Source organism: Kingella potus, assembly GCF_900451175.1.
In the GTDB taxonomy this organism is placed as follows: domain Bacteria; phylum Pseudomonadota; class Gammaproteobacteria; order Burkholderiales; family Neisseriaceae; genus Neisseria; species Neisseria potus.
Window position 1 is genome coordinate 133,582 of record NZ_UGJJ01000001.1, and the last position, 16,156, is coordinate 149,737.

General features: G+C 54.2%; 15 protein-coding genes and 1 pseudogene. 9 read left to right on the top strand and 7 right to left on the bottom strand.

The annotated features are described in order from the left end of the window. Positions 1-186: 186 nt before the first annotated feature. The 3 genes from DYE40_RS00680 to DYE40_RS00690 are packed head-to-tail and all read right to left on the bottom strand — an operon-like array spanning position 187 to position 2,046. Positions 187-399: a hypothetical protein gene (locus tag DYE40_RS00680; RefSeq protein WP_115307291.1), complete on the bottom strand. Its 213-nt coding sequence runs from the start codon at positions 397-399 to the stop codon at positions 187-189. A gap of 4 nt (positions 400-403) precedes the next feature. Beyond that, a complete protein-coding gene (locus DYE40_RS00685; protein WP_115307292.1) occupies positions 404-703 on the bottom strand; it encodes a hypothetical protein in 300 nt (99 codons plus the stop codon). Positions 704-756: 53 nt separating this feature from the next. After that, positions 757-2,046, bottom strand: coding sequence for a replication initiation factor domain-containing protein (locus DYE40_RS00690; RefSeq protein WP_115307293.1), 1,290 nt, complete (start codon positions 2,044-2,046; stop codon positions 757-759). Positions 2,047-2,518: 472 nt separating this feature from the next. Here DYE40_RS00690 and guaA point away from each other — a divergent pair, with 472 nt between their 5' ends. Next, the gene (guaA, locus tag DYE40_RS00695; RefSeq protein WP_115307294.1) at positions 2,519-4,084 is read left to right on the top strand and encodes a glutamine-hydrolyzing GMP synthase; all 1,566 of its coding nucleotides are present in this window, start codon (positions 2,519-2,521) and stop codon (positions 4,082-4,084) included. Between the two features lie 558 nt (positions 4,085-4,642). Here the strand turns inward: guaA and gdhA are convergent. Next, positions 4,643-5,980, bottom strand: coding sequence for an NADP-specific glutamate dehydrogenase (gene gdhA, locus DYE40_RS00700; RefSeq protein ID WP_115308217.1), 1,338 nt, complete (start codon positions 5,978-5,980; stop codon positions 4,643-4,645). Between the two features lie 684 nt (positions 5,981-6,664). On the opposite strand from gdhA, the gene DYE40_RS00710 reads away from it, so the two are divergent. From DYE40_RS00710 to DYE40_RS00745, 8 genes are all read left to right on the top strand, one after another. Further along, positions 6,665-6,955, top strand: coding sequence for an ACT domain-containing protein (locus DYE40_RS00710; protein ID WP_115308218.1), 291 nt, complete (start codon positions 6,665-6,667; stop codon positions 6,953-6,955). Positions 6,956-7,019: 64 nt separating this feature from the next. Beyond that, on the top strand, positions 7,020-8,573 hold the full coding sequence (locus DYE40_RS00715) for an ABC transporter ATP-binding protein (RefSeq protein WP_115307296.1): 1,554 nt from the start codon (positions 7,020-7,022) through the stop codon (positions 8,571-8,573). 72 nt (positions 8,574-8,645) lie between these two features. Next, positions 8,646-9,695: a tetraacyldisaccharide 4'-kinase gene (gene lpxK / locus DYE40_RS00720; RefSeq protein WP_115307297.1), complete on the top strand. Its 1,050-nt coding sequence runs from the start codon at positions 8,646-8,648 to the stop codon at positions 9,693-9,695. Between the two features lie 4 nt (positions 9,696-9,699). Continuing rightward, on the top strand, positions 9,700-10,251 hold the full coding sequence (locus tag DYE40_RS00725) for a DUF2059 domain-containing protein (RefSeq protein WP_115307298.1): 552 nt from the start codon (positions 9,700-9,702) through the stop codon (positions 10,249-10,251). Between the two features lie 10 nt (positions 10,252-10,261). Beyond that, positions 10,262-10,444, top strand: coding sequence for a Trm112 family protein (locus tag DYE40_RS00730; RefSeq protein WP_115307299.1), 183 nt, complete (start codon positions 10,262-10,264; stop codon positions 10,442-10,444). After that, positions 10,441-11,196: a 3-deoxy-manno-octulosonate cytidylyltransferase gene (kdsB, locus tag DYE40_RS00735; protein ID WP_115307300.1), complete on the top strand. Its 756-nt coding sequence runs from the start codon at positions 10,441-10,443 to the stop codon at positions 11,194-11,196. Before DYE40_RS00730 ends, kdsB begins: the two co-directional genes overlap by 4 nt. Before the next feature lie 399 nt (positions 11,197-11,595). After that, the gene (gene parC, locus DYE40_RS00740) at positions 11,596-13,899 is read left to right on the top strand and encodes a DNA topoisomerase IV subunit A (protein WP_115307301.1); all 2,304 of its coding nucleotides are present in this window, start codon (positions 11,596-11,598) and stop codon (positions 13,897-13,899) included. A gap of 120 nt (positions 13,900-14,019) precedes the next feature. Beyond that, positions 14,020-14,346: a hypothetical protein gene (locus tag DYE40_RS00745; RefSeq protein WP_115307302.1), complete on the top strand. Its 327-nt coding sequence runs from the start codon at positions 14,020-14,022 to the stop codon at positions 14,344-14,346. A gap of 7 nt (positions 14,347-14,353) precedes the next feature. Here DYE40_RS00745 and DYE40_RS00750 read toward each other — a convergent pair. The 3 genes and pseudogenes from DYE40_RS00750 to DYE40_RS00760 form a co-directional block, all read right to left on the bottom strand. After that, positions 14,354-14,446: pseudogene (locus tag DYE40_RS00750) on the bottom strand (pantoate--beta-alanine ligase); the annotation flags it as partial. A 124-nt stretch (positions 14,447-14,570) separates the two neighbouring features. Further along, positions 14,571-15,524 carry an efflux RND transporter periplasmic adaptor subunit gene (locus DYE40_RS00755; protein WP_115307303.1) on the bottom strand — a complete coding sequence of 318 codons (954 nt, stop codon included), beginning with the start codon at positions 15,522-15,524 and terminating at the stop codon, positions 14,571-14,573. A 72-nt stretch (positions 15,525-15,596) separates the two neighbouring features. Beyond that, a complete protein-coding gene (locus tag DYE40_RS00760) occupies positions 15,597-15,917 on the bottom strand; it encodes a YnfA family protein (RefSeq protein ID WP_218564324.1) in 321 nt (106 codons plus the stop codon). Positions 15,918-16,156: the final 239 nt, after the last annotated feature.

Consider the following 16,156-nt stretch of genomic DNA (forward strand, 5'->3'; position numbering starts at 1 on the left):
CATAGTTAGGAAATTGCCGTTTTCAAAGGCAAACGGCCAGCCCAAAAAAATCAAAAAGTCAATTCCATGCGTTTAAACGCAAGTTTTCTTTGAATCCCTTTACGATAAACTCTGGAAAAACCTTTACGTCTAGTCAGCAATTTATTTTTGATTGCCAACTGTTTGAACCGTTTAAATTTGTTCATCTCAATTCACTTGTTTATCTTGATCTGCCCAAAATCCAAAAACGTGGAAATTTTGACCTATCTCTTCTAAGGCTGTTTCTACAGCTTCTTCATAGTTATAGAAAAAACCCGCACGATAGAGATAGGGGGTAAATCCAACGTCTCCCTCATAAGGACAAAGGAAATCGCCAGAGTTAAGGGACTGGACGACATAGACGCGGATTAATCCACTCATGGCCTTATCCTTTTTCGCCTTGTTTCAAAGATTTGAAATCAATGGCTTTAAATTTTTGACCTTTACCGCTAACAACCATTTCAACGGTTAAAACAGCATCAAAGGGAAATTGCAGACCTTTGAACCGTTCAAAATTGGCCGAGCCGCCAAAGTCATACTCTGTTGAGGCCATACCTAAAGCATTGCCTTGGCTTTCATCCATTGGAGTAGCTGCAATAATGCGGCAGTAGTCAAATAGTTTTCCGTCAATGTTGCCATTAAACTTTTTTACGCCCATGATTGAGGCTTGAACTTGTAATTGCATGATGTTTCCTTTTTAAGTTTTTGCGCGTTCACCAAGCCCACGCGCTAATTAGGCTATAAAAAATATTTAAAAAACTTTTCAGAGTTTTCGCCAAAGTGTTTTTGCTGCCAATTTGCGCCGTAAATGCGTTCGCATTCATCAGGATCTTCTTTTGAGAGTTCTAAGATTGCTTCCAATCTAGAAATCTCTTCATCTTCAGAAGCCGTTAAATCATAAGCAAATTTATTATGTCTTCTCATTGCCTCTGCTTTTTCTGAAATATGCTCCATCCATTCAGATCGATTATGAAAATCGGAAGAATGGTTATAGTATTCAGCAGCAAAAGCATGAGGCTGAAGACGCTTAGGAAGTAAATCGTCTTCATTTGAAAGCATGTCGTAAATTTGTTCTTTGGTTTTTTGACCTTGATAGGCCTCTTTGAACGCAACCAACCATTTACCGCATTGGCGTTTAATAAACTGTTTGCCGCGCTCTAATGTCATTTCAAAGATTTTTTGTGCAGAATCAGCTTGTTTGGTTACTGATACTCTGCTCAATTTTTCACAAATGGGATATGCGCCGCAGAAATATTGACCTGGATAAAGCAGGCTATCGAATGGGATAACAATATCTCTAGCTTTCATTTCTACTTCAAAACGTGTCCAGTTGCTGCTTACATCGCCAAGCTGTTTACCTTTTTCGTAAACACGAACATAGCGCGAGGATTCACGGGAACCAACGTAATAGGTTTTGCCTTTTTGGGTATCTGATTCCCAATCTGTGCCAACTGATTCACCCGCAGGCATACGCGCACGATGACGGGTAAAAAGGCCGTCTAATCGGTCTTGTTTTGCCTGTTCTGGTGAATATTCGCCGTTGAAAAAATCCTTTGCTAAATCAATGCGTGTAATTCGTGCACCGTAACATTTAATGATGAAATCATATAAACGGGATTCCCAACCGTTTAAAGCCGCCATGCAGCCTGTTGCCGTCATTTCAACAAGAATAGTGTCATTGTTGCCGCCGATATGAACGCGGCCATATTGGACTGCTTCATCTCCCATTTGGTAACAGTCGTCATAAAAACGGCCACCACTATGCTTTAATTTATGGGATACGCCAAAACCGAAAATCTGTAAAAGCTCAAATGAGATTTGCTCTATAAAATCAGAGTCTTTAGCTAAAAATGTCGTCCCTCTTGAAAATCTGTGAAGTGAATCTTTATGAATACGAAATGTGATTTGATCGATAAAAGCAGAATCCGCCAAGCCGCGACGAAGCGGAATAGTCAAGAGTTCGCCTTTCTCATTGACTATTACTTGATCGTATTTTTCAAACCGCTCAATTTCAATATCTGCATTCATTTTGAATAAGCACCTTAACAAACCCGCGTTTGCCCCGTCTGGAAACTTCCCCCCCTGTTAGATAGGGGGGGGGTCATCGGCTGCCGCCGCATCGCGCGCGGCTGAAGCCGCATCTGCGAATGACGGCGCACAGCCGACAACACCGCCAATATACAAACGCAGTTTTGCAGAAGTCAAAAATAAAATGCTGAAAATTGGCATTTTTAAGGGTTAAAAATGCCAATGTTTGCAGTAAATACGCATTTTTATGCCAAATAGTAAAAGTTATCAAAAAATTTTAAAAAGGTGCAAGCTGCTGATTTGCTTAGCAAATATATCATAATTTCGCATAATTTATATTATGTTAAATTATTGGCACGGATTTAAACCACAGACTCAAATTTGTCCAATCCCAACTTATCGTCGTAAAAACCCGTTTCCGGCCTTTATGTTAAAATCCCGCCCCGTTTTCAGATCCCGAAACCTTCCATTCATGACCCAAGACAAAATCCTTATTCTCGACTTCGGTTCGCAAGTAACCCAACTCATCGCCCGCCGCGTGCGCGAGGCGCATGTTTACTGCGAGCTGCACCCTTACGATATGCCGCTGGCCGACATCAAGGCCTTTAATCCGAAAGGCATCATTCTCTCCGGCGGCCCCAATTCCGTTTACAACTCCGACTATCAGGCCGACACCGGCCTGTTTGACTTGGGCATTCCCGTATTGGGCATCTGCTACGGCATGCAGTTTATGGCGCACCATTTGGGAGGCGAAGTGCAGCCGGGCAACCAGCGCGAGTTCGGCTACGCCCAAGTCAAAACCATAGACAGCGAACTCACGCGCGGCCTTTCAGACGGCCTGCCGAACACGCTCGACGTATGGATGAGCCATGGCGACAAAGTGTCGAAACTGCCCGAAGGCTTCAGCATCATCGGCGACACTCCCTCCTGCCCCATCGCCATGATGGAACACGCCGCAAAACAGTTTTACGGCATCCAGTTCCACCCCGAAGTAACCCACACCAAGCAAGGCCGCGCCCTCATCAACCGCTTTGTCTTAGACATCTGTGCGGCCAAACCGAGCTGGACGATGCCCAACTACATCGACGAAGCCGTGGCCAAAATCCGCGAACAGGTCGGCAGCGACGAAGTGATTTTGGGCTTGTCGGGCGGCGTTGATTCCAGCGTGGCCGCCGCACTGATCCACCGCGCCATCGGCGACCAGCTTACCTGCGTGTTTGTCGATCACGGCCTGCTGCGTCAAAACGAAGGCAAAATGGTGATGGACATGTTTGCCCGCAATTTGGGCGTGCGCGTAATTCACGTTGACGCGGAAAAACAGTTTCTCGACAAACTCGCCGGCGTTACCGACCCCGAGAAAAAACGCAAAATTATCGGCGCGGAATTTATCGAAGTGTTTGATGCCGAAGAGAAAAAACTCACCAACGCCAAATGGCTGGCGCAAGGCACGATTTATCCCGACGTAATTGAAAGCGCGGGCGCAAAAAGCAAAAAAGCCCACGCCATCAAATCGCACCACAACGTTGGCGGGCTGCCTGAAAACATGAAACTCAAACTGCTCGAACCGCTGCGCGACCTGTTTAAAGACGAAGTGCGCGAATTGGGCGTGGCGCTCGGCCTGCCGCGCGAAATGGTGTACCGCCACCCCTTCCCCGGACCCGGTTTGGGCGTGCGGATTTTGGGCGAAGTGAAAAAAGAATACGCCGATCTGCTGCGCCGCGCCGACGACATCTTTATCCAAGAATTGCGCAACACCTTTGATGAAAACGGCACTTCGTGGTACGACCTTACCAGCCAGGCGTTTGCAGTCTTCCTGCCCGTCAAATCCGTGGGCGTGATGGGCGACGGCCGCACTTACGATTACGTAGTTGCCCTGCGCGCAGTCGTTACCAGCGACTTTATGACCGCGCATTGGGCGGAGCTGCCGTACAGCCTGCTGGGCAAAGTATCCAACCGCATCATCAACGAAGTGCGCGGCATCAACCGTGTGGTGTACGACGTGAGCGGCAAACCGCCCGCCACCATCGAGTGGGAATAAGCCTGCGCTTTAAAAAATAAAGGCCGTCTGAAAACCGTATTTAATGGTTTTCAGACGGCCTTTTATCCGAACATTAAGGCATTAAGGAACACGTGCGTCGTGGGGCGATACACCCTACGTTCGGGTACGGTATCATATTAGGTTAAGAGGACGTAAAACAGTAAGCCATCTGCTTATCCTTACACAGACGGAGACACAATCTCTGTTATCAAGGTAGGGTGTGTTGCCTAAGTAACGCACGCATTTATCGTTCCGCAACGCTTAGTTTGGCTGATAAGAAAACGAGAGGCCGTCTGAAAACCGTATTTTCGATTTTCAGACGGCCTTTTCGGTTTGCAAGGGCAGAAATTCGGTTCGGACAGCGGCAAATAAGCAGTTCCGTCCATCCTTATCGGGAAAACAAGGTAAGACTTTTCAGACGGCCTCATTGCCGAAAGCGCACATTGCCATTTGTCCGGCTGAAAGTCTGCCTGAAAATCTCTGCAAAACCATCCGTTTTGTCCGTCCGCAGAAAAAAACAGCCTGAAATATTCAGGCTGCTTTTTGTACGGGGTGTTTTTACACAATGCCCTGCGCCAGCATCGCGTCGGCCACTTTTTTGAAACCGGCGATGTTCGCGCCGTTTACATAGTTGGTGTAGCCGTTTTCCGTGCCGTTGGCCACGCAGTTTTCGTGGATATTGGCCATAATGTCAAACAGGCGTTTGTCCACTTCCTCACGCGTCCAAGAAAGGCGGATATGGTTTTGGCTCATTTCCAGACCCGAAGTGGCCACGCCGCCGGCGTTGGAGGCTTTGCCTGGCGCGTAGAGGATTTTCGCGTTGATAAAGGCTTCCACCGCTGCGAGTGTGGAAGGCATATTTGCACCTTCGGCCACGCATTTCACGCCGTTTTTCAGCAGGGTTTGCGCATTGTTGCCGTCCAATTCGTTCTGGGTGGCGCAGGGCAGCGCGATGTCGCAGGGCACGCCCCACGGTTTTTCGCCTGCGAAGTAGCGCAAGCCCTGCTCTTCGGCATAGGTTTTGACGCGGCCGCGGCGTACTTCTTTCAACTCAATCAAGGCGGCAAGCTGGGCTTCGGTCATGCCGCTGTCGGGGAACAGCGCGTAGCCGTCGGAGTCGGACACGGTCAGCACTTTCGCGCCGAGCTGGATGGCCTTTTCGCAGGCATATTGTGCAACATTGCCGCTGCCGGAAATCACCACCCGTTTGCCTTCTATGCCGTCGCCTTTGGTTTGCAGCATGGATTGGGCGAAATACACCGTGCCGTAGCCTGTGGCTTCCGGGCGGATCAGGCTGCCGCCCCAGGAAAGGCCTTTGCCGGTGAGGACGGAGGTAAATTCGTTGCGCAGCTTTTTGTACTGCCCGAACAGGAAGCCGATCTCGCGGCCGCCCACGCCGATGTCGCCGGCAGGTACGTCGGTGTCCGCGCCGATGTGGCGGTAGAGTTCGCTCATAAAGGCCTGACAGAAGCGCATCACCTCGGCATCGGATTTGCCTTTGGGATCAAAATCGGAGCCGCCTTTGCCGCCGCCCATCGGCAGCGTGGTCAGCGCGTTTTTGAATACCTGTTCGAAAGCGAGGAATTTGAGCACGCCCAAATCCACGGTGGGATGGAAGCGCAGGCCGCCTTTGTAGGGGCCGATGGCCGAGCTCATCTGCACGCGGTAGCCACGGTTGACCTGAACGCGGCCTGCATCGTCCGTCCACGATACGCGGAACATAATCACGCGCTCGGGCTCGACGATGCGTTCGAGCAGGCCGTCGCGGGTGTACTGCGGGTTTTTGTCGAGAAACGGTTTCAGGCTGGCGAACACTTCTTCAACGGCCTGGTGGAACACGGGCTGGTTCGGGTCGCGCTGCTTGATGGATTGGAACAGGGTGTTGATGTCGCTCATGGTTTTTTCCTTTGTCTGGTCGGGAAAATAAAGAAATCCGCAGCATTGCATCTTTCTTTTTTACCGGCTGTAAACGTTTTAAGCAAAATTGCAGGCGCAGTCTAACAACAATTGTCTACAATCTTCAACTGTTTTTTTGCAAATTTCCGCTTTTTTTACCCATGTGAAAATGAAAAATTGTCTACAATTCCCCGCGAACCCCTTTTCAGACGGCCTTTTATCGAACGTTAAGAACGCATGCGTCGCCGTGCGGCACACTCTACGCCCTATGCCGGCAGGAGGATGCAATCGGAAAGCCAGCCGCTTACCCTTGCACAGACAGAGACATAATCTCCGTCATCAGGTAGGGTGTGCCGCTCCGGCGACGCTCGCGTTTATCGTGCCGCAACGCCTGTTTGCCGCTAAGGATACGAAAGGCCGTCTGAAAACGCAGATTACGGTTTTCAGACGGCCTTTTTGCCGATTTGCCTTTTTTCCGTATACGGGATACATTCCGCCGCTTTACCAGGCGGCCGGACGGATTTTCCACCGGCAGCAGCAAGGCATGGTATGCGTCCTGTTTCCCGGCGGCCAAATCCACCCGCCCGTGTGCAAAAAACCTTGCGCAAACCCGTTTCCAATTATCCGTCTGCTTTTCAGACGGCCTCCTGGCCCAAACAAACCAACAGACAGAAAGAAAGCAAAATGTCCCAAACCCAAGCATCATCCCATTCCGTCCTTACCGTTATCGGCAAAGACCGCATCGGCATCGTTTACGATGTGTCCAAGCTATTGGCCGAACACCGCATCAACATCCTCAATATCAGCCAGCAGCTGATGGACGATTATTTCACCATGATCATCCTCATCGACACGGGAAAATGCCCGCAGAGCCGCGAAGAAATGCTTGCCGTTTTCGCCGAAGCAGGCAAACGCCTCGCGCTGGACATCCGTATGCAGAACGAAGAACTCTTCAACGCCATGCACCGCATCTGAGCGGAAGCGTTTTCAGACGGCCTTTCCCTTTATACAGCGGCAAAGGCCGTCCGTACTGCACGTTATGGACAACATTCTCAACATTCAAAACCTCAACGCCTTTTTCGGCCGTACGCAGGTGCTGTACGACATCGGTTTCAGCGTCAGGCGCGGCAGCAAAACCGCGATTGTCGGCGAGAGCGGCAGCGGCAAAACCGTATTGGCGCAGGGCATTATGCGGCTCAATCCTGCCGTGTCGCTTGAAGGCCGTTTGGATTTCAACGGCGAAAACCTGCTCGGCCTCGCGCCACGCGCCCTGCAAAAGCTGCGCGGGCGCAAAATTGGTATGGTGTTCCAAGAGCCGATGACCGCGCTCAATCCCGTGATGGCCGTGGGTGCGCAGATTGCGGAAGTGCTGACGCTGCATTTGGGTTTGGACAAAAAGCAGGCGTGGGCAAAAGCCGTGTCGCTGTTGGCGGAAACAGGCATCCGCGAGCCGGAACAGAAAGCCGCCGACTATCCTTTCCGCCTTTCCGGCGGCCAGCGGCAGCGCGCCATGATTGCGATGGCCGCGGCGGCGGAACCGGAGCTGCTGATTGCCGACGAGCCCACCACCGCGCTCGATGCGGCGGTGCAGGCGCAGATACTCGCCCTGCTTTCCCGTATGCAGGAGGCGCACAATATGACCCTGCTCTACATTACCCACGATTTGAATCTGGTGCGCCGCTTTGCCGACGACATTATCGTCATGCGGCACGGGCGCATCGTCGAGCAAGGTGCGGCGCGGGAGGTTTTCAGACGGCCGCAGCACGAATACACCAAAATGCTGCTCGAAGCCGCGCCGCAGCGCAGCGTTGCGCCGCTGCCGCCCGACAGCCCGGCGGTATTGCAGGCCGAAGACATCGGCGTATCGGTGCCGCAGAAAAGCGGCTGGTTTTCGAGCAGGGAAAAAGTGCTGCTGCGGCCTTTGTCGTTTGAATTGAAAGCGGGCGAAACGCTGGGGGTGATCGGCGAAAGCGGCAGCGGCAAAACCACGCTGGCACAGGCACTGATGCGGCTGATCGAAGCGACAGGCCGTCTGAAAACCAACGGCCGCGACTGGCAGCCGCAATCGCGCCGCGACATCCAAATGGTGTTTCAAGACCCGTTTTCCGCTTTCAACCCGCGCATGACGGCGGCTGATATTGTGTCCGAACCGCTGCGCGTGCACGAGCCGCAGCTCGACAAACACGAACGCCGCCGCCGCGCCGCCGAGGCCATCGCCCAAGTCGGCCTGCCCGCAGACGCGCCTTCGCGCTACCCGCACGAATTTTCCGGCGGCCAGCGGCAGCGGCTCGCGCTTGCACGCGCCGTGATTGTGCAGCCGAAAATCCTCGTCCTCGACGAGCCTACCAGCGCGCTCGATGTGCAGTGGCAGCAGCAGATTCTGGCCTTGCTTTCGGGCTTGCAGCGGCAATACGGCCTGAGCCTGATCATCATCAGCCACGATCTGGCCGTCATCCGCGCTCTGGCGCACCGCGTGATGGTGTTGAAAAACGGCGAAGTGGTGGAAGAAGGAGACTGCGAACAGGTGTTTGCCCGACCGCAGCACGAATACACCCGCACCCTGGCCGCGCATTACCGCAATACATATGAATAAGGCCGTCTGAAGTATCCGCACCGCCGCCGTTGTTTCCCGAATCCCGCCGTCCGACCGCGAGGCCGTCTGAATATGCCCAAGCTCCACCAACTGATCGAACGCCATTGGCGCAGCCCCTCCCTGCCGCTTACGCTTTTGCTGTGGCCGCTCTCGCGTCTGTTTCAGACGGCCTCGTCCCTGCGCCGCCGCCTCTACCGTACAGGCCGTCTGAAAAGCGAAAAGCTGCCCGTGCCTGTAATCGTCGTCGGCAACATCCATGCCGGCGGCACGGGCAAAACCCCGATTGTTGCCGCGCTGGCCGAGGGCTTGCGGCGGTACGGGCTGAAAGTCGGCATCATTAGTCGGGGCTACGGCCGCAAGGACGGCGGCATACACGTTTTAAACGAAAACAGCACCGCCGCCGAAGCGGGCGACGAGCCTTTGATGCTCTACCGCCAAACCGCCGTGCCGACCGCCGTCGGCAGCCGCCGCGCCGAAGCCGCCCGCGCCCTGCTCGCCGCCCATCCCGACCTTGACGCAATCATCTCCGACGACGGTTTGCAGCACTACGCACTGGCACGGGACATCGAAGCCGCCGTTTTCCCCGCCGCCGATTTGGGGCGCAACCCCGACCTCCTGCCCAACGGCGGCCTGCGCGAACCCCTCTCCCGCCTTGCGGACGTGGATTTCGTCATCGTCAGCGGCGGCGCGGACACAGACGCGGCTTCCGCCGCCGCGCAGCTCGGCCTGCCGCCGGAAAAGGTTTGCGTTTCTTCGCTGCAAAGCGGAACAATCTACCGCCTCGCCCGCCCTGCCGACACCTTCGACACAGGCCGTCTGAAAAACGCGGACACCGCTGCCCTTGCCGGCATTGCCCGTCCCGAACGTTTCTTCCAAAGCCTGCGCGCGATCGGCATCAAACCCTGCCACACCGTCGCCCTGCCCGACCATGCCGCGCTCACCGCCGCCGATTTGCCCGAAGCCGATGCGGTGTTCCTTACCGAAAAAGACGCGGTCAAACTCACCGCCGCCCCCGTTCCCGAAAACGTGTGGGTGCTGCCCGTTCGTGCGATAATCCGCCCCGATTTGGCGGCAGAGATTGCAGGCCGTCTGAAAAAACCGTCCACCAAACCCAAAGGCTGAAACCATGAAAAAAACCCTGTTCGCCGCCCTGCTCTCCTGCACCTTTGCCGCTGCTTCTGCCGCGCCGCCCACCGATGCCTCGCTGGAAAAACTGATGCAGGTGCAGCACATCGACAAAATGTGGAAAGATATGTCCGCCACGATGCCCGACATCGCCAAACAGGTCATGGCGCAAGACGGCGGAATGCAGGCCATACTCCAACGCCTGCCCGAGAGCCAAAAACAGCAGTTTGTCGTGCTGACCGAAAAACTCCTGGACGACATCGCCGCCGAAGCCGCCTCACCCGCATTCAGAGACCGTATAAAACAACTCGTGATACAGGAAATGAAAAACACCTACACGCAGGAAGAAGTCGATGCCATGACCGCCTTCTTCTCCACCCCCGTCGGCCAGTCCGTCATCAAAAAACAAAGCGCCTTCTCCGCCAAAATCTTACCTGCCGTCTCCCTGGAAACCCAGGAAGCCATCGCCCCGCACACCCGCGCCTACATAGATGCAGTCGCACGCCTCGCCCGCAGCGGGAAAAAAACCGGCAAAGCCGCCAAAGTAAAATAAAGGAAACGCAATGGAACAAAAATACCTCGACATTCTCGTCTGCCCCGTCAGCAAAGGCAAACTCGAATACCGCCGCGACAAACAGGAGCTTTGGAGCCGCCAGGCCAAGCTCGCCTATCCCGTCAAAGACGGCATCCCCCATATGCTCGAAAGCGAAGCGCGGGTATTGAGCGAAGAGGAGCTGGCCTCATGAGCTTCACCGTCATCATCCCCGCCCGCCTCTCCTCCACCCGCCTGCCGCGCAAAGCCCTCGCCGACATCGGCGGCAAACCCATGGTGGTTCGCGTGGCCGAACAGGCAGCCAAAAGCCGCGCCGGCCGCATCGTCGTCGCCACCGATTCCGACGAAATCCAGGCGGCCTGCCAATCCTGCGGCATCGAAGCCGTCCTCACCTCCGCACAACACGAAAGCGGCACCACCCGCCTGGCCGAAGCAGCGCAAATACTCGGCCTCGACCCCGCCGCCGCCGTTGTCAACGTACAGGGCGACGAGCCCCTCATCAGCCCCGAGCTCATCGACCTGACCGCCGCCGCCCTCGCCGCAGGCACCGCCCCGATGGCCACCGCCGCCCATCCGATTCGCGATTTTGACGAATTTGCCAACCCCAACGCCGTCAAAGTCGTTGCCGACGCGCAAAACCGCGCCCTTTATTTCAGCCGCGCACCCATCCCCTACCCGCGCGACACCATGCGCCAAAACCTGCGCACCCTCCCCTCGCCCCCGCCGCTGCGCCATATCGGCCTCTACGCCTACCGCGTCGGATTTTTGCAGGAATACGCCGCCCTACCCCCCTCGCCGCTCGAACACACCGAGTCCCTCGAACAACTGCGCGTTCTCGGACACGGCCTCCCCATCGCCCTCGTCATCACCGACACCGCCCCCGCCCCAGGCGTGGACACACAGGAAGACCTCGACCGCGTACGCCGTCTCTTCCAAATGGGCTGAATGCCGCATAGCAAAGAGGCCGTCTGAAAACAGGAAACCCGTTTTCAGACGGCCTCTTCCATCAGGCAGGATGCGCCGTTTCAAGGCGGCGCACTCGGCACTCGTCCTACGGCTTTCGGGAAGATGCAGGCCGTGTCTGCAAACGTTTATCCGGCACCAGTCCAACTCCCTACCCTGAGCCTGCGCGGGGAGGGTTGGGAAGGGAATGGCGGTTTGCAGAACCGCTTTCCCGCCCGCCAGCGCAACCGAAGCGGCAACAGCCCCCACCCTGACCCTCCCCCGCAGATGGAGGTGGTAAAGAGGCCGTCTGAAAATCCGTTTTCAGACGGCCTTTGCACTTCGGTCTGCCCCGTTTTCCTTTACAATACCGCCCTTTTCCAACCATCCCGTTTTCCGCGCATGACTCACGACACCCCCTCTCCCATTTCCGGCAGCGACACCCTCGACCTCGGACACTACGCCGAACGCGCCTATCTCGAATACGCCATGAGCGTGGTCAAAGGCCGCGCCCTGCCCGACGTTTCAGACGGCCAGAAGCCCGTGCAGCGGCGCATACTCTATGCCATGCGCGAAATGGGCTTGTTGCCAAACGCCAAACCGGTGAAATCCGCCCGCGTGGTCGGCGAAATCCTGGGCAAATACCACCCGCACGGCGACGCTTCGGCATACGATGCCATGGTGCGTATGGCGCAAGACTTCACCCTGCGCTACCCGCTGATCGACGGCATCGGCAACTTCGGTTCGCGCGACGGCGACGGCGCGGCCGCCATGCGCTACACCGAAGCGCGGCTCACACCCGTGGCCGAACTGCTGCTGTCAGAACTGCACATGGGCACGGTGGATTTCACACCCAATTACGACGGCGCGTTTGAAGAACCCGTCTGCCTGCCCGCACGCCTGCCCATGGTGCTGCTCAACGGCGCGTCGGGCATCGCCGTGGGCATGGCTACCGAAATCCCGCCGCACAATCTGGGCGAAGTGAGCCAAGCCGCCATTGCCCTGCTGAAAAAACCCACACTCACCACCGCCGAGCTGATGCAGTATGTTCCCGCCCCCGATTTTGCCGGCGGCGGCCAAATCATCACCTCCGCCGCCGATTTGCAGCAGATTTACGAAACCGGCAAAGGCAGCGTGCGCGTACGGGCGCGTTACGAAATCGAAAAACTGGCGCGCGGCCAATGGCGCATCATCGTTACCCAGCTCCCACCCAACACCAGCAGCCAGAAAATCCTTGCCGAAATCGAAGAACAAACCAACCCCAAACCCAAATCCGGCAAAAAAAACCTCAGCCAAGAGCAGCAGAACACCAAAGCCCTGATGCTGTCGCTGCTGGAAAAAGTACGCGACGAATCCGACGGCGAATCGCCCGTCCGCCTCGTGTTCGAACCCAAGTCCAGCCGCATCGACCCCGAAAACTTCATCAACACCCTGATGGCGCAAACCGGCCTCGAAGGCAATGTCGCGATGAACTTCGTCATGATCGGCCTCGACAACCGCCCCGCACAAAAAAACCTCAAAACCATTTTGCAGGAATGGCTCGACTTCCGCGTCCTCACCGTAACCCGCCGCCTGCAATTCCGCCTTTCGCAAGTACAAAAACGCATCCACATTCTCGACGGACGCATGATCGCCTTTCTTCACATCGACGAAGTGATTAAAGTCATCCGCGAGTCGGACGAGCCGAAAACCGACTTGATGGCCGCATTCGGCCTCAGCGAAATCCAAGCCGAAGACATTCTCGAAATCCGCCTGCGCCAGCTTGCCCGCCTCGAAGGCTTCAAACTCGAAAAAGAATTAAACGAACTGCGCGAAGAAGAAGGCCGTCTGAACACACTGCTGGGCGACGAAAACGAAAAACGCCGCCTGATTGTCAAAGAAATGCAGGCCGACATCAAACAATACGGCGATGAACGCCGCACCCTGATTCAGGCAGCCGAACGCGCCACACTCACCCAAACCACCGCCGACGAACCCGTTACCCTGATTCTGTCGCAAAAAGGCTGGATACGCAGCCGCGCCGGCCACAACCTCGACATCAGCCAAACCGCCTTCAAAGAAGGCGACGGCCTCAAACAAATTGTCGAAGGCCGCACCGTATGGCCGCTGGTCGTACTCGACTCCCTCGGCCGCACCTACACCCTCGATGCGGCCGAAATCCCCGGCGGACGCGGCGAAGGCGTGCCGCTGTCCTCGCTTATCGGCCTGCAAAACGGAGCCGGGCCCGCCGCCATGCTTACCGGCCTGCCCGAACAGCATTACCTGCTGGCCGGCAGCGGCGGCTACGGCTTCATCGCCAAACTCGCCGACATGGCCAGCCGCAACAAAAACGGCAAACTGATGATGACGCTCGAAAGCGGCGAAACCGTATTGCCGCCCGTGGCCGTGGCCGCATCCGCGATTGCCGATCCCGACTGCAAAATCGTGTTGGCCGACAGCAGCCACCGCCTTCTGGCTTTCCCGCTCGGAGAACTCAAAATCATGCCCAAAGGACGCGGCTTGCAGCTTACGCCGCTGGCGGACGGCCACAAGCTCGAACACACCGCCGTCATCTCCACACCCGAATTTGCCGTCGAATCGCAGGGAAGGCGCGGTGCGCTGCACCGTGAAAAGCTGCGCATCCGCGACATCGAAAGCAAACGCGGCCGCAAGGGCAAAGTGTTGGAAATATCTGGCCGACTGACCGCCCTGAAAGCCGCAGAATGACAACAGGCCGTCTGAAACCGCAAAACAGTTTTTCAGACGGCCTCTGCCGCTAAGGTTAGTATATATCGCCTAATTATCTGTTTAAATTATATTTAGCAGACACGCAAGCAAACCAAGCATATGAATTGCAAACTGGTGTTGAGCTTGCGCCCGCAGTTTTTTTATAACCATCAGCTCTTCGATTCCCGATACTTTTTCACCCACGTCTTGTACAGCAAGGTAGTCTTTGGTTTTGCTCCCTACCTTTTCCCGTACTTCGCCGAACTGATTGTTCTAATGCCTGCTCATGCAGGCTACCTCCTTAGCGCGGTTCGCTTCAGATTTGGAAAATACAGTGCTCTACATGGAGAAATCGCCAGGTATTGCCCGCTACTGGCAGACTATACGCAAACGGTAGAGGATAGCGCAGAAGACTCCATAGAGGTCACTGATGTGGTGCAGTCTTGAGGTACAGGGCTTTGGCTCGTTCGCCCGCATTCAAATACTGATTACGGCTCGAGAGGGCGAGCTCCTCGGCAGCGCGGCTGGTATTGACGGGGACAATTTCGAAAGGAGACCCGCCAAGCTTAGGAGAGGCTGAGAGCGCAGACTTTCCTGATAGGAGCAACAGATTCAGCAATCGTGCCGAGATAAAAAATATTTTTGTCATTTATATTTTGAGAGTTCGTGTATCAATTGATATTTACTTGGCACAGAATTCCTCCAGGCAGCTTGTTATCTGTGTTGTCAATATAGGCAATAATGCCGAATGTACCGGAAGCTGCATCTACTACTTGGTCTTTTTTGGCAATGGCAACACTGACAGGCTGATTAAACGGTGCCTCGGGAATGACCCTGACCGTGTCGCCCGTTTGGATGTCTCGAAAATACTTAAACGGTAAAACAGCCGTTAATTTTAATCGTTCAATCTGTGCCAGGCGCAAAATGGGATTTTTATTGTCGACAGCACTCACCACAGTACCTACATCGGCATAACGCGCAGTTACAATACCATCAAACGGGCTGGTAATGGTGCGTTCCGACAATTCCGCCAGTGATGTCCGGTAGTCCGCTTTGGCGATTTGATGATTCTCCTGAGCTTGTTTTAATTCGGCCGCTGCAATATTGCGCTCGTTTAATGCATCGTCACGTGCTTGTGCTGAAACAAATTCTTGGCGGTACATCTGCTCCATACGGTCGGCTTTTACATTTGCCAACGCCAATTTCTTGCGAGCACCGTCTATTTGTGCCTGCGCTTGAGCGCGCTGGTGTGCACCTGCAACAGTAGATTTAGCGACGGCTGCATCCAACACCACCAGTACTTGTCCTTTTGTAACGTTATCGCCACGTCCTACTGTAATTTTATCAACCACCCCCGTTACCGAACTGCGGATTTCTACCGTCTGCTCTGGTTCTATCATGCAACTGAATACCGACTTGGTATCATCCGGTATGCTGGCAGCTTCAGATGCGGCAATATTAGAATTGGGAGCCGTATCGTTAATTGTAACAGGGTACTCACGGCTAACCTTTGGAACAGGTATGGTTTGACTTTTTGACCATGACAGCCAAATACCTAATCCGGCAAGAGTAAAAATAATGCAGATAATGAGTGTTCTGTTTTTAAATGGATTAGGCTGAGACATAGGTTCGATACAATCGTTAAAATAAGAAATTAGGGTATTACCGTACGTTAAACTGAAAATGCGAACAGGCTATTAAGACTTTCCCGACATAATGGTTGCCGCACCGCATAAACATAATGCCATACCCAGCCAATCATTAGGCTTGGGCGCGACTCCGTCCACCCACCACAACCATAGCAATGCCATGCCGATATAAATCCCGCCATAGGCAGCATAAATACGACCACTGGCCGTAGGGTGCAGCGTCAACAACCAAACAAACAATGCCAAGCTTATGGCCGAAGGGAGCAGCAACCACGCTGTTTTATCTTGTCGCAGCCAAAGATAAGGCAACCAGCAACCGACAATTTCCATAAGAGCGGTCAAAACAAATAATCCGAAAGTTTTCAACATAAACAACACCATTCTCAACAAGCACAACCCAAGCGGCAAACACAATTATGTAATCTTTCCTGTACGGTCATGCAGAAAATCGCTGAAGCATACTTGATCTGTGAAGTATGAACGTGCCAAATGCAATAGGATGCAATCAAACTGATTTGCAGATTTCCTAAAATAATAACCTATTGTAAAAAAAAATTTTAAAAAGTTCTATCTCAAAAAATCATGATAATGTAATCTGCAAACCATTC

Bases quoted from the DNA above. Each gene is read 5' to 3' on its own strand.
- DYE40_RS00680 (WP_115307291.1), bottom strand. From the start codon at position 399: ATGAGTGGATTAATCCGCGTCTATGTCGTCCAGTCCCTTAACTCTGGC.
- DYE40_RS00685 (WP_115307292.1), bottom strand. From the start codon at position 703: ATGCAATTACAAGTTCAAGCCTCAATCATGGGCGTAAAAAAGTTTAAT.
- DYE40_RS00690 (WP_115307293.1), bottom strand. From the start codon at position 2,046: ATGAATGCAGATATTGAAATTGAGCGGTTTGAAAAATACGATCAAGTA.
- guaA (WP_115307294.1), top strand. From the start codon at position 2,519: ATGACCCAAGACAAAATCCTTATTCTCGACTTCGGTTCGCAAGTAACC.
- gdhA (WP_115308217.1), bottom strand. From the start codon at position 5,980: ATGAGCGACATCAACACCCTGTTCCAATCCATCAAGCAGCGCGACCCG.
- DYE40_RS00710 (WP_115308218.1), top strand. From the start codon at position 6,665: ATGTCCCAAACCCAAGCATCATCCCATTCCGTCCTTACCGTTATCGGC.
- DYE40_RS00715 (WP_115307296.1), top strand. From the start codon at position 7,020: ATGGACAACATTCTCAACATTCAAAACCTCAACGCCTTTTTCGGCCGT.
- lpxK (WP_115307297.1), top strand. From the start codon at position 8,646: ATGCCCAAGCTCCACCAACTGATCGAACGCCATTGGCGCAGCCCCTCC.
- DYE40_RS00725 (WP_115307298.1), top strand. From the start codon at position 9,700: ATGAAAAAAACCCTGTTCGCCGCCCTGCTCTCCTGCACCTTTGCCGCT.
- DYE40_RS00730 (WP_115307299.1), top strand. From the start codon at position 10,262: ATGGAACAAAAATACCTCGACATTCTCGTCTGCCCCGTCAGCAAAGGC.
- kdsB (WP_115307300.1), top strand. From the start codon at position 10,441: ATGAGCTTCACCGTCATCATCCCCGCCCGCCTCTCCTCCACCCGCCTG.
- parC (WP_115307301.1), top strand. From the start codon at position 11,596: ATGACTCACGACACCCCCTCTCCCATTTCCGGCAGCGACACCCTCGAC.
- DYE40_RS00745 (WP_115307302.1), top strand. From the start codon at position 14,020: ATGAATTGCAAACTGGTGTTGAGCTTGCGCCCGCAGTTTTTTTATAAC.
- DYE40_RS00755 (WP_115307303.1), bottom strand. From the start codon at position 15,524: ATGTCTCAGCCTAATCCATTTAAAAACAGAACACTCATTATCTGCATT.
- DYE40_RS00760 (WP_218564324.1), bottom strand. From the start codon at position 15,917: ATGTTGAAAACTTTCGGATTATTTGTTTTGACCGCTCTTATGGAAATT.